At 68.6% G+C, this 16,065-nt stretch carries 19 protein-coding genes; 13 read left to right on the top strand and 6 right to left on the bottom strand.

Annotated elements, in window-relative coordinates:
* Positions 1-33 precede the first annotated feature (33 nt).
* A complete protein-coding gene (locus K8940_RS11600) occupies positions 34-1,137 on the top strand; it encodes an anhydro-N-acetylmuramic acid kinase (RefSeq protein WP_223395655.1) in 1,104 nt (367 codons plus the stop codon).
* Between the two features lie 3 nt (positions 1,138-1,140).
* On the opposite strand, the gene K8940_RS11595 is transcribed toward K8940_RS11600, so the two are convergent.
* Together K8940_RS11595 and K8940_RS11590 are read right to left on the bottom strand one after the other, a co-directional pair.
* Entirely contained in the window at positions 1,141-2,421 is a 1,281-nt protein-coding gene (locus K8940_RS11595; protein ID WP_223395653.1) for an NAD(P)/FAD-dependent oxidoreductase, read from the bottom strand.
* A 140-nt stretch (positions 2,422-2,561) separates the two neighbouring features.
* On the bottom strand, positions 2,562-3,212 hold the full coding sequence (locus K8940_RS11590; protein WP_184719478.1) for an alpha/beta hydrolase: 651 nt from the start codon (positions 3,210-3,212) through the stop codon (positions 2,562-2,564).
* A gap of 181 nt (positions 3,213-3,393) precedes the next feature.
* On the opposite strand from K8940_RS11590, the gene K8940_RS11585 reads away from it, so the two are divergent.
* The 9 genes from K8940_RS11585 to K8940_RS11545 are packed head-to-tail and all read left to right on the top strand — an operon-like array spanning position 3,394 to position 10,632.
* Positions 3,394-3,870 carry an Rrf2 family transcriptional regulator gene (locus K8940_RS11585; protein ID WP_223395651.1) on the top strand — a complete coding sequence of 159 codons (477 nt, stop codon included), beginning with the start codon at positions 3,394-3,396 and terminating at the stop codon, positions 3,868-3,870.
* A complete protein-coding gene (locus K8940_RS11580) occupies positions 3,867-5,006 on the top strand; it encodes a cysteine desulfurase family protein (RefSeq protein ID WP_223395649.1) in 1,140 nt (379 codons plus the stop codon). The genes K8940_RS11585 and K8940_RS11580 overlap by 4 nt, the downstream gene beginning before the upstream one ends.
* Positions 5,006-6,475, top strand: a complete 1,470-nt coding sequence (gene sufB / locus K8940_RS11575) for a Fe-S cluster assembly protein SufB (RefSeq protein ID WP_223395647.1) — start codon at positions 5,006-5,008, stop codon at positions 6,473-6,475. Before K8940_RS11580 ends, sufB begins: the two co-directional genes overlap by 1 nt.
* Positions 6,472-6,861: a hypothetical protein gene (locus K8940_RS11570; protein WP_223395645.1), complete on the top strand. Its 390-nt coding sequence runs from the start codon at positions 6,472-6,474 to the stop codon at positions 6,859-6,861. Before sufB ends, K8940_RS11570 begins: the two co-directional genes overlap by 4 nt.
* Positions 6,854-7,603 (top strand): Fe-S cluster assembly ATPase SufC, encoded by a 750-nt coding sequence (sufC, locus tag K8940_RS11565; RefSeq protein ID WP_223395644.1) that lies wholly within the window; start codon positions 6,854-6,856, stop codon positions 7,601-7,603. The genes K8940_RS11570 and sufC overlap by 8 nt, the downstream gene beginning before the upstream one ends.
* A complete protein-coding gene (gene sufD, locus K8940_RS11560) occupies positions 7,600-8,628 on the top strand; it encodes a Fe-S cluster assembly protein SufD (RefSeq protein ID WP_223395643.1) in 1,029 nt (342 codons plus the stop codon). The genes sufC and sufD overlap by 4 nt, the downstream gene beginning before the upstream one ends.
* Complete coding sequence (locus K8940_RS11555) at positions 8,628-9,854, top strand: aminotransferase class V-fold PLP-dependent enzyme (protein WP_223395641.1); 1,227 nt, start codon at positions 8,628-8,630, stop codon at positions 9,852-9,854. Before sufD ends, K8940_RS11555 begins: the two co-directional genes overlap by 1 nt.
* Positions 9,855-9,862: 8 nt before the next feature.
* The gene (locus tag K8940_RS11550; protein ID WP_223395639.1) at positions 9,863-10,225 is read left to right on the top strand and encodes an SUF system Fe-S cluster assembly protein; all 363 of its coding nucleotides are present in this window, start codon (positions 9,863-9,865) and stop codon (positions 10,223-10,225) included.
* Positions 10,226-10,239: 14 nt separating this feature from the next.
* Positions 10,240-10,632, top strand: a complete 393-nt coding sequence (locus K8940_RS11545; protein WP_223395637.1) for a HesB/IscA family protein — start codon at positions 10,240-10,242, stop codon at positions 10,630-10,632.
* A 12-nt stretch (positions 10,633-10,644) separates the two neighbouring features.
* Here the strand turns inward: K8940_RS11545 and K8940_RS11540 are convergent, their stop codons facing one another.
* From K8940_RS11540 to K8940_RS11530, 3 genes are read right to left on the bottom strand one after another with little or no spacing between them, the layout of a single operon-like run.
* The gene (locus K8940_RS11540) at positions 10,645-10,971 is read right to left on the bottom strand and encodes a hypothetical protein (protein WP_223395635.1); all 327 of its coding nucleotides are present in this window, start codon (positions 10,969-10,971) and stop codon (positions 10,645-10,647) included.
* Positions 10,964-11,758, bottom strand: a complete 795-nt coding sequence (locus tag K8940_RS11535) for a lysophospholipid acyltransferase family protein (protein WP_223395632.1) — start codon at positions 11,756-11,758, stop codon at positions 10,964-10,966. The genes K8940_RS11540 and K8940_RS11535 overlap by 8 nt, the downstream gene beginning before the upstream one ends.
* Before the next feature lie 15 nt (positions 11,759-11,773).
* Complete coding sequence (locus K8940_RS11530; RefSeq protein ID WP_223395630.1) at positions 11,774-12,334, bottom strand: TetR/AcrR family transcriptional regulator; 561 nt, start codon at positions 12,332-12,334, stop codon at positions 11,774-11,776.
* A gap of 100 nt (positions 12,335-12,434) precedes the next feature.
* Between K8940_RS11530 and K8940_RS11525 the strand changes: the two genes are divergently transcribed.
* The 3 genes from K8940_RS11525 to K8940_RS11515 are packed head-to-tail and all read left to right on the top strand — an operon-like array spanning position 12,435 to position 15,155.
* On the top strand, positions 12,435-13,424 hold the full coding sequence (locus K8940_RS11525) for a glycosyltransferase family 9 protein (RefSeq protein ID WP_223395627.1): 990 nt from the start codon (positions 12,435-12,437) through the stop codon (positions 13,422-13,424).
* Positions 13,425-13,820 (top strand): DUF6165 family protein, encoded by a 396-nt coding sequence (locus tag K8940_RS11520; RefSeq protein ID WP_223395624.1) that lies wholly within the window; start codon positions 13,425-13,427, stop codon positions 13,818-13,820. It abuts the gene before it with no gap.
* A 12-nt stretch (positions 13,821-13,832) separates the two neighbouring features.
* Positions 13,833-15,155 carry an acetamidase/formamidase family protein gene (locus K8940_RS11515; RefSeq protein ID WP_223395621.1) on the top strand — a complete coding sequence of 441 codons (1,323 nt, stop codon included), beginning with the start codon at positions 13,833-13,835 and terminating at the stop codon, positions 15,153-15,155.
* On the opposite strand, the gene K8940_RS11510 is transcribed toward K8940_RS11515, so the two are convergent.
* Complete coding sequence (locus K8940_RS11510) at positions 15,142-15,957, bottom strand: enoyl-CoA hydratase/isomerase (protein WP_223395619.1); 816 nt, start codon at positions 15,955-15,957, stop codon at positions 15,142-15,144. The genes K8940_RS11515 and K8940_RS11510 overlap by 14 nt on opposite strands.
* Positions 15,958-16,065 lie beyond the last annotated feature (108 nt).

The following is a 16,065-nucleotide window of genomic DNA, read 5'->3' as shown; positions in this document are numbered from 1 at the left end:
CTACCGTTTCGCGGCCATGGCAGTCAACGGCGCATGCGTATCCTTGGATTCATGACCGGCACCTCGCTCGACGCGGTCGACATGGCGATGCTGGAGACCGACGGCCACGAGATCCAGGCCTTCGGCCCGGCGGGCGAGCGCAAGCTGCGCGACGAAACCCGCGACCTTTTGCTGGTGGCGACCGAGATCGCCCGGGGCTGGCCGCGCGACAAGGCCGAGCCCGAGATCTTCGCCGAGGCCGCCCGCGCCGTGGCCGACGAGCACATCCACGCGGCCGAGAGTTTCCTGGCCGAGCACGGCCTGTCCTGGAGTGACTTCGACCTCTTGGGCGTGCATGGCCAGACGGTGCTGCACGAACGCCCGACGCCGGAGCGGATCGGCCGGACCGTGCAGTTGCTGGACGCCGAGCGCCTGGCCAAGGCCAGCGGCCGCCCGGTCGCCTTCGACTTCCGCACCGCCGACGTGGCGGCCGGCGGGCAGGGGGCGCCGCTGGCCCCGATCTATCACGCCGCCCGCGCCCGGGCCTCGGGCCTTGCCGCGCCCGTGGCGGCGCTGAACATCGGCGGCGTGGCCAACATCACCCTGATCAACGATCACGATGACCTGCTGGCCTTCGACACCGGTCCCGGCAACGGCATGATCGATCTGATGCTGCAGGAGCGGGGCCTGGGCCGCTTCGACGAGAATGGCCGGCTGGCCGCCTCGGGCCGCGTGGACCAGGGGATCCTGAACCAGTTCCTGGCCAGTTCGTACTTCTCCGGCCCCGCGCCCAAGTCGCTGGACCGTTACGACTTCCCGCTGGATCTGGTCGAGCCGCTGTCGGCCGAGGACGCCGCCGCCACCCTGGTGGCCTTCACCGCCGAAGCCGTGATCAAGGCCTTCGACCACGGCGCGCGGCCCAGCGCCCTGATCGTCTGCGGCGGCGGGCGCCACAATCCGCAGATCATGAAGGTTCTGACCGAGCGCGCCCCGGTGCCGGTCAGGACGGCCGAGGACTACGGCTGGCGCGGCGACAGCATCGAGGCCGAGGCCTTCGCCTATCTGGCGGCCCGCACGGCCAAGGGGCTGCCGATCAGCTTTCCCGGCACCACTGGTGTGAAGGAGCCGATGACCGGCGGACGGATCGTCCAGCCCTAGCGGCTAGTGAAGCTTCAGCCGGCCCGATACGCGCTGCTGCAGCAGCCGCGCCAGCGCCAGGGTCGCTGTGCGGCCGACGCCCAGGATGGCCCGGTGATGGTCCAGGTGCAGCGACATGTAGGCCCACTTGGCGATCAGGCCCTCGACGAAGAAGTTCGGGCCGCCCAGCCCGCCCATCAGAGCGCCGACGCCCTTGTTGTCGCCCAGCGAAACCAGTGAGCCGAAGTCGCGATAGACGAACGGCGTCTCGATCCGGCCCTGCCGCAGGCGAGCCAGCAGGACCTTTTCCAGATAGCTGGCCTGCTGGTGCGCGGCCTGGGCGCGGGCCGGGACGGTCTTGCCGTCCTTCCACGGCGCGGCGGCGCAGTCGCCCAGCGCCCAGACGTCGTGGGCGGAGGTCTCCAGGCGGTCGTTGACCACGAACTGGTTGCCGCGATTGGTCTCGAGGCCAAAGCCGGCATTGGCCTCGGCGGCCTTGATGCCGGCGGCCCAGACGATCAGGTCGGCGGGAACGTCGCCCTGGCTGGTCTCCAGCCGGTCGGCGTGGACGGCCAGCACCTTGGCGTCGGTCTTCACGGCCACGCCCTTGCGCTCCAGGGCTAGGGTCGCCTTGTCGGCGATCTTCTGGGGCAGGCCGTTCAGGATCCGGGGCGCGGCCTCGACCACGGTGATGTCCAGGCGGAAGCGCTGCTCGTCGCCCAGGCTGCCCAGCAGTTCGCGATGGGCCTCGATCAGCTCGGCCGATAGTTCGACGCCCGTGGCCCCGCCGCCGACGATGGCGACGCGCATGATCCGGTCGCCGGAGAACGAGGCCTTGGTGAAGGCGGCCAACAGCCGGGCGTGGAAAGCCTCGGCGTCCTCGGTGCGCTCCAGCAGGTGGGCTTTCTCGGCGCCGGGCGTGCCGAACAGGTTCGAGCCGGAGCCGATCGCCAGCACGCCATAGGTGAAGCTGATGGCCCGCTCGGGCGCCAGGACCTGGCCGTCGTCGCCGGTGATCGCCTTCAGGGTCAGGCGCTTGGCGGCGGGATCGAAGGTCGCCAGCTCGCCCAGCAGGAAGTTGAAGCCGTTCGAGCGGCCCAGGATCGAGTAGGAAATGCCCTCCTGGTGGACGTCCAGCGTGCCGGCCGCCACCTCGTGCAGGGTCGGCTTCCAGATGTGGAAGCTGGAGCGGTCGATCAGCAGTACGCGGCGCTTGCCGTGCCGGCCACCGAGCTTGCGGCCCAGTCGCGACGCCAGTTCCAGTCCGCCGGCGCCCCCGCCGACGATGACGATGTCGTAGTGCATCACCGCCTCGCTTGATATTCATCAATCGGTGAAAATATAGGGCGCTGACCACTGTTACGCCAGTGACGCCTCGCCGCAACGCACAACGGGATGGGACACAACGAAAAAGGCCTCCCAGGAGGGAGGCCTTGTGAAGCTCGCTAGATCGGGTTTTCCGCCAGCCGCTTGTCGAGATAGTCGCTGACGCTCTTCTCGACGCTGGGCAGGTGCTCGGCCCAGAAGTGGGTGGCCTTGTCGATGACCTCGTAGTCGATCGTGATGCCCTTCTGGGTGCGCAGCTTGGTGACCACCCGTTCCACCTCGACCGGCGGGGTGATGGTGTCGGCCGAGCCCGTCAGGAACAGGCCCGAGGCCGGGCAGGGGGCCAGGAAGCTGAAGTCGTACATGTTGGTCGGCGGCGAGACCGAGATGAAGCCGTCCGTTTCGGGGCGGCGCATCAGCAGCTGCATGCCGATATAGGCGCCGAAGTCGAAGCCGGCGACCCAGGTCTGGCTGGCGGCCGGATTTGAGGTCTGCAGCCAGTCCAGCGCGGTGGCCGCGTCGGCCAGTTCGCCGATGCCGGCGTCGAATTCGCCCTGGCTGCGGCCCACGCCGCGGAAATTGAAGCGTAGGGTCGCGAAACCGCGCTTCATGAACAGGTGGTACAGTTGAACCGCCACCGGGTGGTTCATGTGGCCGCCAGCCTTGGGGTGGGGGTGCAGGATCAGCGCGATCGGCGCCGTTTCGGTCTTGCCCGGAGAGTAGCGACCTTCGATCCGCCCGGACGCGCCGGTCAAAATCACATCAGGCATGTCGTTCCCTTGAGCTCGCCAGCGGTCCGTCATCCGACGATTTGGGTCGCCGAATACTTGACTACTGCGCTTGGTCTTCCTAGATCGCAACCAGTTCGCGGGCTGGAGGGCCCGCGCGCGAAGTCGCGGCTTGTAGCACACGCAAAAGCCGATGCGCGCGGAATCTGCAAGGGGTAAGGCGATGCGCCTGAGCACCAAGGGACGATACGCGGTCATGGCGATGACCGACCTGGCCAAGCGCCAGGACGAAAGCGAGGGCCGCGCCGTGGCTCTGGCCGAGATCGCTTCGCGTCAACAGATCTCGCTTTCCTATCTGGAGCAGCTGTTCGCGCGCCTGCGTCGCAAGGGCCTGGTGATCAGCGCCCGAGGCCCCGGCGGCGGCTATCGCCTGGCCAAGGCGTCCAGCGAGACCTTCATTTCCGACATCGTGCTGGCGGTCGACGAGCCGCTGCGCGCCACGCGCTGCGGCCTGTCGAAGAACCAGGCCAAGGGCTGTATGGCCGGCGGCGAACGCTGCATGACCCACGGCCTGTGGGAGGAGATGGGCCGCCAGATCCACGGCTATCTCGCCTCGGTTTCCGTCGCCGACGTGCTGAAGGGCGAGCTGCGTCCCAATGGGGACAAGGTGGGCCGTCCCATGGAGATCGCGGCCGAGTGAGCATCCCCCGCACATCGGTCTATCTGGACTACAACGCCACGGCTCCCCTGCGGCCGGAGGCGAGGGAAGCGCTGCTGCGCGCCCTGGAGAGCCCGGCCAATCCCTCGTCGGTCCACGCCGCCGGCCGCGCCGCGCGCGATGTGGTCGAGCGGGCCCGCGCCCAGGTCGGGGCCCTGGTCGGCGTGCCGGCCGGCTCGGTCACCTTCGTCAGCGGCGGCACCGAGGCCAACGCCCTGGCCCTCGAAAGCGCCAAGGCCGCCGGCTTCGAGCGCATCATCGTCAGCGCCATCGAGCACGACGCGGTGACCGAGACGGCCAGGGCCTCTGGCCTGCCGGTCGAGAGCCTGCCGGTCGATGCGAACGGCGTCGCCGATCTCGACTGGCTGGCGCAAGCGCTTGAACAGCCGGGCAAGACCCTGGTCTGCCTGATGCTGGCCAACAACGAGACGGGAGTCATCCAGCCGGTGGCCGAGGCCTCCAGCCTGGTCCGCGCCCGTGACGGCTGGCTGCACGTCGACGCCGTCCAGGCGGCCGGCAAGATCGCCGTCGACTTCTCCGCCCTCGGCGCCGACACCATGGCGCTGTCGGCCCACAAGCTGGGCGGACCGCAGGGCGTCGGCGCCCTGGTGGCCGGAACCCGCGCGACCGTCACCCGTCGCCAGCACGGCGGCGGCCAGGAGCGCGGCCGGCGGGCCGGCACCGAGAACGTCGCGGGCATCGCCGCGTTCGGTTCGGCGGTTATCGCCGCTCAAGCAGGCCTTGCCTCGCTGGCCGAACAGGCCCATTGGCGCGACGCCCTGGCCCAGCGGGTCAAGGCGGAAGGCGCGGTCGTGCTCGGAGAGCGCGCGGAACGGCTGCCGCAAACCCTGTGTTTCGCCGGCGAGGGCTTTGGCTCCGAGGTCCAGGTCATGAACATGGACCTGGCCGGCGTGATGGTCAGCGCCGGCAGCGCCTGCTCGTCGGGCAAGGTCAAGGCCAGCCGCGTGGTGGAAGCCATGGGCCGGACCGACCTGGCCCCGTTCGCCCTGCGTGTCAGCGGCGGCTGGGCCAGTACGGAAGCAGATTGGATCAAGTGTGGCGACGCCTGGCTCGCCGCCTGGAAGCGTATCGGCGCTCGGCGCCGGGAGGTGGCGTAGTGGCCGCGGTCAAGGAAACTGTCGAAACCGTCGCCGCGCTCGAGAAATACGAGCACGGCTTCACGACCGATATCGATCAGGAGTTCGCTCCCAAGGGGCTCTCCGAGGACATCGTGCGCTTCATCTCGGCCAAGAAAGACGAGCCCCAGTGGATGCTGGACTGGCGCCTGGAGGCCTATCGTCGCTGGCTCGAGCTGGAAGAGCCTGACTGGGCCAAGGTCAGCTATCCCAAGATCGACTACCAGGACACCTACTACTACGCCGCGCCCAAGACCAAGGACGGCCCCAAGAGCCTGGACGAGGTCGATCCGGAGCTGCTGGCGACCTACGCCAAGCTGGGCATTCCGCTGAAGGAGCAGGCCGTGCTGGCTGGCGTCGAGGGCGCGCCGCGCTACGCCGTGGACGCGGTGTTCGACAGCGTCAGCGTCGTGACCACCTTCAAGAAGGAGCTGGCCCAGGCCGGCGTCATCTTCTGCTCGATGAGCGAGGCGATCCGCGAGCACGGCGATCTGGTGCGCCAGTACCTGGGCAGCGTGGTGCCGACTTCGGACAACTACTTCGCCTGCCTGAACAGCGCGGTGTTCTCGGACGGCTCGTTCGTCTATGTGCCGCCGGGCGTGCGCTGCCCGATGGAGCTGTCGACCTACTTCCGGATCAACGCCAAGGATTCCGGCCAGTTCGAGCGCACCCTGATCATCGCCGACAAGGGCGCCTACGTCTCGTACCTGGAGGGCTGCACGGCCCCGATGCGCGACGAGAACCAGCTGCACGCGGCCGTGGTCGAGCTCGTCCTGCTGGACGACGCCGAGATCAAGTACTCCACGGTCCAGAACTGGTACCCGGGCGATCCCGAGACCGGCAAGGGCGGCATCTACAACTTCGTGACCAAGCGCGCGGACTGCCGGGGCGACCGCTCCAAGGTGTCGTGGACCCAGGTCGAGACCGGCTCGGCCATCACCTGGAAGTATCCGTCCTGCGTGCTGCGCGGCGAGGGTTCGTCGGGCGAGTTCTACTCGATCGCCGTGACCAACGGCCATCAGCAGGCCGACACCGGCACCAAGATGATTCACCTGGGCGCCAACACCAAGTCGCGGATCGTCGCCAAGGGCATCAGCGCTGGCAAGTCGACTAGCACCTATCGCGGCCTGGTCTCGGCCCACCCCAAGGCCAAGGGCGCGCGCAACTTCACCCAGTGCGACTCCTTGCTCATCGGCAAGACCTGCGCGGCCCACACCGTCCCGTACATCGAAGCCCGCAACGGCCAGTCGGTGTTCGAGCACGAGGCCACCACCACGCGCCTGTCGGACGACCAGCTGTTCTACTGCCAGCAGCGCGGCCTTTCCCAGGAAGAGGCCGTGGCCTTGCTGGTCAACGGCTTCGTCAAGGACGTGCTGCAGCAGCTGCCCATGGAATTCGCCGTCGAGGCCCAGAAGCTGGTGGCGATCAGCCTGGAGGGCAGCGTCGGATGACGACCGTCACGCTCTACCAGCCGGTCGGCATGGAGGAGTTGCAGGCGATCCGGGAGTCGGGCTGGAAGGCCTTCCCGCCGCACGATCCCGAGCAGCCGATCTTCCGTCCGGTCCTGGACGAGGTCTTCGCGGCTCAGTTGGCCCGCGACTGGAACGCCGCCCACACGACCTATCGCCGCGGCTACGTGGTGCGCTTCACGGTCTCGAAGGCCTTCATGAACGCCTACGAGAACCGGGCCGCCGGCGTGCGCGGGCACGAGGAATACTGGATCCCTCCTGAGGATCTTTCGCTGTTAAACGCGGCCATCCAAGGCCAGATCGCCATCGCCGGGACCTTCGCGGGTCACGACGCGGAATACAGAAAATTCGACGAGACCCATGCTTAAGATCCAGAACCTTCATGCCCGCGTCGAGGACAAGCCGATCCTGAAGGGCGTCACGCTGGACGTGCCGGCCGGTGAGGTCCACGCCATCATGGGGCCGAACGGCGCCGGCAAGTCGACCCTGTCGTACGTGCTGAGCGGCCGTGGCGGCTACGAGGTCACCGAGGGTTCGGCCAGCCTGAACGGCGACGACCTGCTGGCGCTCGAGCCCAACGAGCGGGCCGCCAAGGGCCTGTTCCTGTCGTTCCAGTATCCGCTGGAAATCCCCGGCGTTCCGGCCCTGACCTTCATCCGCACCGCGTTGAACGCCCAGCGTCGCGCCCGCGGCGAGGACGAGATCGCCGCCCCGGCTTTCCTGAAGCTGGCCAAGGAGAAGGCCGCCGCGCTGAAGATCGACTTCGAGATGCTCAAGCGCGGCCTGAACGTCGGCTTCTCGGGCGGCGAGAAGAAGCGGATGGAGATCTTCCAGATGTCCATGCTGTCGCCGAAGTTCCTGATCCTGGACGAGACGGACAGCGGCCTCGACATCGACGCCCTGAAGATCGTCTCGGAAGGCGTCAACGCCCTGCGCTCGCCCGAGCGCGGCATGCTGGTCATCACCCACTACCAGCGCCTGCTGGACTACATCAAACCCGACAAGGTGCACGTACTGGCCGCCGGCCGCATCGTCGCCTCGGGCGGTCCGGAACTGGCCCTGCAGCTGGAAGCCGAGGGCTACGACAAGTACGCGAGCGTGGCGGCGTGACCCTTTCGACCGCCCTCAAGACCGGCGACCTGACCGCGCTGCCCTCGCGGCGCGACGAGGATTGGCGCTGGACGGACCTGCGGGGCTTGCTGCGGGCCCTGCCGGCGGCCGCGCCGGCGCATGACGGCGACATTCCCGCTGGCCCGTTCGCCGCGCTGACCGACGCACAGACCGTTTTCGTCAACGGCCGCCGCGTCTCCTGCGCCGAGGTCGCCTCGGGCGTCGTGGCGCTGCGCTTCGTCGCCCTGGCCGACAAGGCTTCGCAAGCCGCCAGCCACGCGTTGGTGGTGAAGCCGGGAGAGAGTCTGGTCCTGCTGGAAAGCCATGAAGGCCGCGCCGGGGCTTACGTCTCCGATGTCACCCTGGACATCGCCGTGGGCGAGGGCGCCTCGCTGGAACGCATCGTCCTGGTCGAGGACGACGCCGAGGCCATCGACGTCGTCACCGCCGAGGTCGACCTGGCCCCCGGCGCGACCTACGCCCAGACCGTCCTGACGTCGGGCGCGCGGCGCCAGCGGATCGAGACCCGCGTCAACCATCCCGGCGCTCACGCCCAGGTCCGCCTGGATGGCGTCTATCTGCTGGATGGCCAGCGCCACGCCGATCAAACTACCGTCGTCACCCACGCGGGCGTCGACGGCGTCACCAGCCAGCTGACCAAGGGCATGGTCGCCGACCAGGCGCGCGGCGTCTTCCAGGGACGCATCGTCGTTTCGCCGGGCGCGGACCAGACCGACGCGCGCATGGGCCACCACGCCCTGATCCTGTCGGACAAGGCCGAGATCGACGCCAAGCCCGAGCTGCTGATCTTCGCCGACGATGTTTCTTGTGCGCACGGCAACACGATCGGCGCCCTGGACGACGAAGCGATCTTCTACGCCCGCCAGCGCGGCATCCCCGAGCTGGAGGCCAAGGCCATGCTGACCGTCGCCTTCGTCGGCGAGGTGGTCGAGCGGATCGAGCACGAGGGCGCGCGCGAGATCGCCGCCACCTGGGTCGCCCGCAAGCTCGGGAGCCCGCAGTAATGGCTTTCGACGCGCCCTTCGACGTCGCCGCGATCCGCGAGCAGTTCCCGATCCTGCAACGGACCGTGCACGGCAAGCCGCTGATCTATCTGGACAGCGCCGCCAGCGCCCAGAAGCCCGACGTGGTGCTGGACGCCATGACGGGCCTGGCCCGCACCTCGTACGCCAACGTCCATCGCGGCCTGCACACACTCGCCAACGAAACGACCGAAGCCTATGAAAAGGCCCGTGAAACCGTTGCGAACTTCATCAATGCCGAGGCCAACGAGGTCGTCTGGACCAAGAGCGCCACGGAAGCGGTGAACTTGGTCGCCAGTTCGTTCGGCCTCAGCCTGAACGCCGGCGACGAGATCGTGATCTCCGAGATGGAGCACCACGCCAACATCGTGCCGTGGCACTTCCTGCGCGAGCGCAAGGGCGTGGTGCTGAAGTTCATCCCGGTGCTGGACGACGGGCGCCTGGACATGGAGGCCTATCAGGGCTTGCTGTCCGAGCGCACCAAGATGGTCGCCGTCACCCACATGTCGAACGTGCTGGGCACGGTCAACGACGTCGCCGAGATCGTCCGCCTGGCCCATGCGGCTGGCGCGCCGGTGCTGCTGGACGGCTGCCAGGGCGTGGTCCACACCCGCGTCGACGTCGAAGCGCTGGACGTCGATTTCTACGTCTTCTCCGGCCACAAGCTGTACGGCCCGACCGGCATCGGCGTGCTCTATGGCAAGGCCGAGCGACTGGCGGCCCTTCCGCCGTACCAGGGCGGCGGCGAGATGATTGGCTCGGTCTCCATGGACAGGATCACCTACGCCGATCCGCCGCACCGCTTCGAGGCCGGCACCCCGGCGATCCTGGAGGCCGTCGGCCTGGGCGCGGCGATCGAATGGCTGAACGGCCTGGATCGCGACGCCATCTTCGCCCACGAGCACGCCCTCTATGAGCGCGTCGCCGAACGCCTGCGCGGCGTCAACGGCGTGCGGATCTTGGGCGAGGCGCCCGGCAAGGGCGCGGTGCTTTCGTTTACGGTCGAGGGCGCCCACGCCCACGACATCGCCCAGGTGCTGGACCGGTACGGCGTGGCCGTCCGCGCCGGCACCCACTGCGCCGAGCCCCTGATGCGCCGTTTCGGGGTGACATCGAGCGCGCGGGCTTCCTTCGCCCTATATAATACCGAGGCCGAAGCCGACGCGTTCGTGGACGCGCTGGCCAAGGCGCGTAGCTTCTTCAGTTGAGCCGATCGATGACCGACGCCGCCGCCGCCGCTTCCGAGCCTGTCTCGGCCCTCTCGCAGGAGGAGCTGAACAAGATCACGGACCAGCTGATTGAAAAGCTGAAGACCGTCTACGACCCGGAGATCCCGGTCGACATCTATGAGCTGGGTCTGATCTACAAGGTCGACGTCAGCGACGAGAAGGACGTGGCCATCGACATGACGCTGACCGCGCCGGGCTGCCCGGTGGCCGGCGAGATGCCGGGCTGGGTGCGTGACGCGGTGCTCGAGATCCCCGGCCTGAAGTCGTGCAATGTCGAGCTTGTCTTCGAGCCGCCGTGGGATCCGTCGCGGATGAGCGACGAGGCCAAGCTGCAACTGAACATGTTCTGATCGGTTCGAGAGTCATGGAAACCGCGATCACCGCACGTCCCCGCCGCCCGCGCCCCAAGGTCGTCACCCTGACCGACGCCGCGGCCGCGCGCGTGACGGAGATCATGAATCGGGCGGACCAGCCCTATGCGGGCCTGCGGGTCGGCGTGAAGAACGGCGGCTGCGCGGGCCAGGAATACGTCTTCGAATACGCCAAGGAGAAGGGCCCGATCGACGAGGTCGTCGAGGACAAGGGCGTCACCATCCTGATCGAGCCCAAGGCCGTGCTGTTCCTGATCGGAACCGAGATCGACTACGAGGTGACCAAGCTCTCCTCGAAGTTCGTGTTCCACAATCCCAACGAGACCGACGCCTGCGGCTGCGGCGAGAGCGTCACGATCCAGCCGGCGCCCGAAGCGCTGGACTGAGCCCGGGCCGGGCTAGGTCCACCAGGCCCCGAAGGCGCTGGCGAAGACCAGCAGCGTCACGACCGCGGGAATGGCGGTGAGCAGGGCGATGCGCGGCCTGGCGTGCTTGACGCCATGATAGCCGCCAACGGCGGCCAGGCCGGCGAACACCGGAAGCGCCCAGCAGCTGATGACGAAGATCACGATCTTCGGATCCTTCGCGGCGCCTGGTTCGTCCATCACCGCGATCGACGTCAACGCCAGATAGGCCCCGAAAAGCGCCAGCAGACCCCAGACGCCCATGACGGCCGAGGCGTGGAATTGCCGTTCCTTGTCGGTGATCGGTTGATCGTCAGCCATGGGCGGCGGCCTCTACCGTCGGCGACACCACGTTCGTCCGCCCGTTCCATTCAACCAGCACCGACGGCTTGACCGGCCGGCCGGTCGCCTGGGCGATCAGTTCGTTCGTCCGGCCTTCGATCACGGCCTCCATGCGCTGCATGAACGCGTCCTTCTCAAGGCCCCGGGGCAGGGGCGGCAGGAACTCGACGGTCGCGGTTCCCGGGGTCTTCTTCTTTTCTTGCTGCTTCCAGAAGCAGCCCAGGTTTGTCGCCACCGGTATGACCGGCAGGCCGAAGTCCTTGCTCATGTAATATACGCCCGTCCGGTAACGGAACCGTTCACCCGGCGCGGCCAGGTGACCCTCGGGGTAGATCAGGATGCGCCGCCCCTCGGCCGCGACCTGAGCGGCGCTCTCGGATAGCGCCTTGCGAGCCTCGGGCCCGCCGCAGCTGTCGACGACGATGGCGCCGAACTTCTTCAGGATCGCCCCGACCGGGGGAAACTTCTCCAGGTGGTCGCCGGTGACGAAGCTGAGGTTCTCGACATTGGCGAACATCACGAAGCCGTCGCCCCAGCTGTGATGCTTGGCGGCGATGATGCACGGGCCGGGCGGCAGGTTCTCCAGCCCCTTCAGCTGGACCTTCACGCCGGCCAAGGCGTCCAAGGTCATCAGCATCCGGCGGCTGTAGAGGCGCAACACGAAGGTGACGGCGTCGCGGCCGGGCGCCAGGGCGGCGAAGGCCGCCGACAGGCCGTAGAAGATCGACAGGACCCAGTAGTAGGCGTTGAACAGCGCGCTGCGCATCGGGCGGAGTCTCTCTTAACGAGCGAAGAGCACGGCCTGGACGGCCGCCGTCATCAGGGAGGCGTGGGCCGAGAGGGCGTCGTCGCCCAGGCGGCCATAGGCCTTGTTCTGGGCGGTCTGACTGATCACGCCGATGGCCATGGCGGCCAGCACGCGCGGATCGCCCGGCGGTAGTTCGGCGTTGATCATCGCCCGCTTGATCACGTCCTCGACCAGGGTGACCGGATCGCGGCCGTCCTCCTGGTAGTAGGGCAGGAAGTGGTGCAGCTGCAGCAGATGGAACGAGAACAGCAGCCAGTCCTCGTCGGCCACCGCGCAATAGGCCTTCACCAGGGCGGCGGCCTTGGCCTTGATCCCATCCGCGGCGGCCGCCTCATCCTCGATCAGCCTGGAAAGTCGTCGGTGGCAGTCCATGAAGAGGCCGACCGCCAGGGCGTCCTTGCTCTTCCAGTGGCGATAGATCGCCCCCTCGGAGACGCCGGCGCGGGCGGCGATGGTCTTGGTCGTCGTGGCGTCGACGCCTTCGACAACAAAGGCTTCGAGGGCGGCGCGTTCGATGCGGGGCTTAGCGCTCATAACGGGAGCATCGCACGGCGGCGTTGAGATGCAAGTGAGCGTTCACTTACATTTCCGTGATCGCGATTGACCCGGGCCTTTCAGGCGGCGACACACGGCCATGGTCCAGACGGTTCTGATCTATTCGATGGGCGAGGTCATTGGCGACGGCCTGATCAAGCTGCCTTTCATCGCCGGCCTGCGCGCGGCGTTCCCCGAGGCGCGGATCAGCTGGTGCGCCGCCAAGGGCGAGACGGTCTATGCCGGCCCGCTGAAGGGCGTCGTGGCCGGCTATGTCGACGAGGTCATCCTGGAAGGCCGCAACGGCGCCGCGCCGCTGGACAGCCTGCCGTGGGTGAAGCCGTTCGACGGCCGCCGGTTCGACCTCGTCATCGACACCCAGGAGAACCTGCGCCGGAGCGGCGTGGCCCGCCGGGGCGCGGCCAAGAAGCAAGATGGTGTCCGCTTCGTCTCGGCCGCCAAGCATGCGCGTGACCAGGACTGGCCCGTGGCGGTCACCGATCGCCTGGCGCGGCTGCTGGCCCTGGCGACGGACGGGCGGGCCGCGCCCATGCCCCTTGCCCTGACTCATCCCGACGCCCTGAAGGCCGCCGAGGTCCTGCTGCCGGCCGGCCCGACCTATGTGGGCCTGGCGCCCGGCGCCGGCGGCCAGGACAAGCGCTGGCCGCTGGAGAACTATCTGGCGCTGGCCCGCGATATTGTGGCGAACGGCTGGACGCCGGTCTTCTTCTTCGGCCCCGACGAGGCCGAGGACGCCGCCGTCGTCGCGCGCGAGATCCCGCAAGCCCTGCAGCCCGAGCGCAACCGCACGGACGGCTTTTCGGGCGTGAAGGGGTCGCTGCTGGTCATCGCCCTGGCCGGGCGCCTGGCGGCGGGCGTAGCCAATGACGCCGGGCCCGGCCACATGCTGGCCGCCGGCGGCGCGCCCCTGCTGTCGCTGCAGCAGGACCGCCGCAAGTCGGTGAAGTTCCGTCCCGCCGCCCAGCGGCTTGAGATGCTGGTCGCGGAGGACTACGGAAGCGGCATGGGCGCCCTGCCGGTCGACGCGGCCTGGTCGGCGCTCCAGAAACTGGTCTCCGGAGCCTCCTGAATGTCCATCCTCGCGCCGATCTCGGCGGGCGAACTGGTCGACAAGATCACCATCCTGCGGGTGAAGGCCCAGCGCATCGGCGATCCGGCCAAGGAGGCCAATGTCCGCAAGGAACTGGCCCTGCTGGAAGCCACGGCCCGCGAGCACCTGCCCGACACCGCCGACATCGCCCGCCTGACCGAGGAACTGACGGCCGTCAACGCCGCCCTCTGGGACATCGAGGACGGCAAGCGTGACTGCGAACGCCGCCAGGATTTCGGCGAAGGCTTCGTCGCGCTGGCCCGCCGCGTCTATATCGACAACGACCGCCGCGCCGCCATCAAGCGCGCCATCAACGAGGCGGCGGGCTCGGACATCGTCGAGGAGAAGAGCTACAAGCCTTACCTGCAAGGGTAAGAGCGAGGAAACATGCTGCGCGCGAGTCTGCTGGCGATCGCTCTGTTGCTGTCGCCGCCCGCCGCGTACGCGGCCCAGGCCTCGGTCGACTGGACCGGCCCCTGGAACCTGGCGGCGCGCTTCGCCGGCGGCAGCTCGGCGGCGGTCATGACCCTGACGCGGGGCGAAGGCGGCGCGGTGACCGGAACCTCCGGCCCTCTGGACGAGGTCGGGACCTGGCCCCTGTCGGTGTCCGGCCGTGAGGAAGGGGGACGTCTGGTCCTGACCCTGTCGCGCGGAAGCCTCGCGGTCGGCGCGCTGACCCTGCGGCCTGGCAAGGACGGCTTGGCGGGCGAGGGGACGCTGTACGGCGTCTCGATGACCGTGACCGGCGCGCGTGATCCCGGGCGCCGTCCGCCCAAGGTCCACGACTTCGCGCCGACCACCTTTCAGACGCGCTACTCGCCCGACGCGCCGCCCGTCCTGCACATCGCGCCGGGCGACACGATCCGCACCACCACGCTGGACAACGAGGGGCGCGGGGCTGATCTGACCTGGCGCGGCATGCCCGGCAACACCCTGACCGGTCCGTTCTACGTAGACGGCGCCATGCCCGGCGACACCCTGGTGATCCGCTTCGACCGCGTCGCCCTTAACCGCGACACGGCCAAGATGGCCAGCGGCCGTCTGAGCGCCCGAGCCGTCCAGGCAGGCCATGTCCAGACGCCGCGCGCCGGCTGGGATTCGACCTGGGCGCTGGATCGCGAGCGGAACGTGGGACGTCCGGTGGTCGGCGGGAAGCTGTCGGCTTTCGCCTTGCCGTTGAAGCCGATGATCGGCTCGATCGGCGTCGCCCCGCCGGGCGCCCAGGCCTTGACGGCGGGCGACCTGGGGTTCCATGGCGGCAATCTGGACTATTCGCGCCTGGGCGCGGGCGCCACCCTGTACCTGCCGGTCTTCCGCGCCGGGGCGCTGCTGTCGTTCGGCGACGGCCACGCGCTGCAGGGCGATGGCGAGATCACCGGCCAGGGACTGGAGACCTCGCTGGACGTCAGCCTGACCGTCGAGCTGATCAAGGGCCGGTCGCTGGGCCAGCCGTGGAGCGAGGACCCCGAGTTCGTGATGGTCTCGGGTGTCGACAATACCCTGGACGAGGCGCTGAAGATGGCGACCTCGGGTCTGGCGCGCTGGCTGAAGGAGCGCTACGGCCTCGACGATTCCGAGATCGCCGCCGTGATGGGCGCGTCCGTGGTCTACGACATCGCCGAGGTCGTCGATCCGCGCCCGCACGTGGTGGCCAGGCTGTCCAAGACGGTCCTGGCCATGCTGCCGGCCAAGGGTCCTAGCGCCCCTTGAACGCCGCCGCGCGCTTTTGGAGGAAGGCGCTGACGCCCTCCAGGAAGTCCTCGGTCTTGCCGGCGAACTTCTGCGCCTTGCGCTCGGCGTGAAGTTGGCCGGTCCAGTCGCTGTCCAGGCTGTCCCAGACCAGCTTGCGGATGGATTGCAGGGCCGCCGGGCCGCGCGCCAGCTCCAGGGCGATCGTCGTGGCGGCGCCGACCAGCTCCTCGTCGGGGACGCAGCGGTTGACGAGGCCCCATTGCAGGGCGGTGGCGGCCGGGATCTTGTCGCCCAGCAGCATCATCTCCATCGCCCTGGCCTTGCCGATCAGGCGCGGCAGCAGGTAGGTCGAGCCGCCGTCGGGCACCAGGCCGATGCGACGGAAGGCCTGCAGGAAATAGGCGCTCTCGGCGGCCACGATGATGTCGCCCATCAGGGCGATCGAGCAGCCGACACCCGCCGCCGGCCCGTTCACCGCCGTGACGATCGGCAGCGGGAAGTCTCGCAGCAGGGTCATCAGCGGGTTGTAGGTGTTCTCCAGGGCCGAGCCGGCGTCGGGCTTGCCGTCGACGTCCAGCTCGCGCCCGGCCGCGCCGCCGCCCGAGAGGTTGGCGCCCGAGCAGAAGCCGCGACCCTCGCCGGTCAGGATCACCGCCCGCGCCGCGATCTTGCCGGCCGCGATGGACGAGAAGGCGTGGATCAGCTCGCGGGCGATCTCGAGGCTGGCCGCGTTCAGCGTGCTCGGATCGGCGAGGATGACGGTGGCGACGCCGTCCTGTGTCGAGACGCGGATCTTCTGATAGTCCCCATGGGCGGTCATGGCGCTGGCTCCCTTTGCTCGTTGCGGGGAGTCTAGGCGCCTTTGCCCCTTGGGAAGGCTAGCGGAATCTTCAAAAGGAAACGCCGCCGATCGTGAGACCGGCGGCGC

This window comes from Caulobacter segnis (assembly GCF_019931575.1).
GTDB lineage: Bacteria > Pseudomonadota > Alphaproteobacteria > Caulobacterales > Caulobacteraceae > Caulobacter > Caulobacter segnis_C.
Note: the sequence above shows the minus strand (reverse complement) of the source record. Positions and strands in the feature narration are given on the sequence as shown.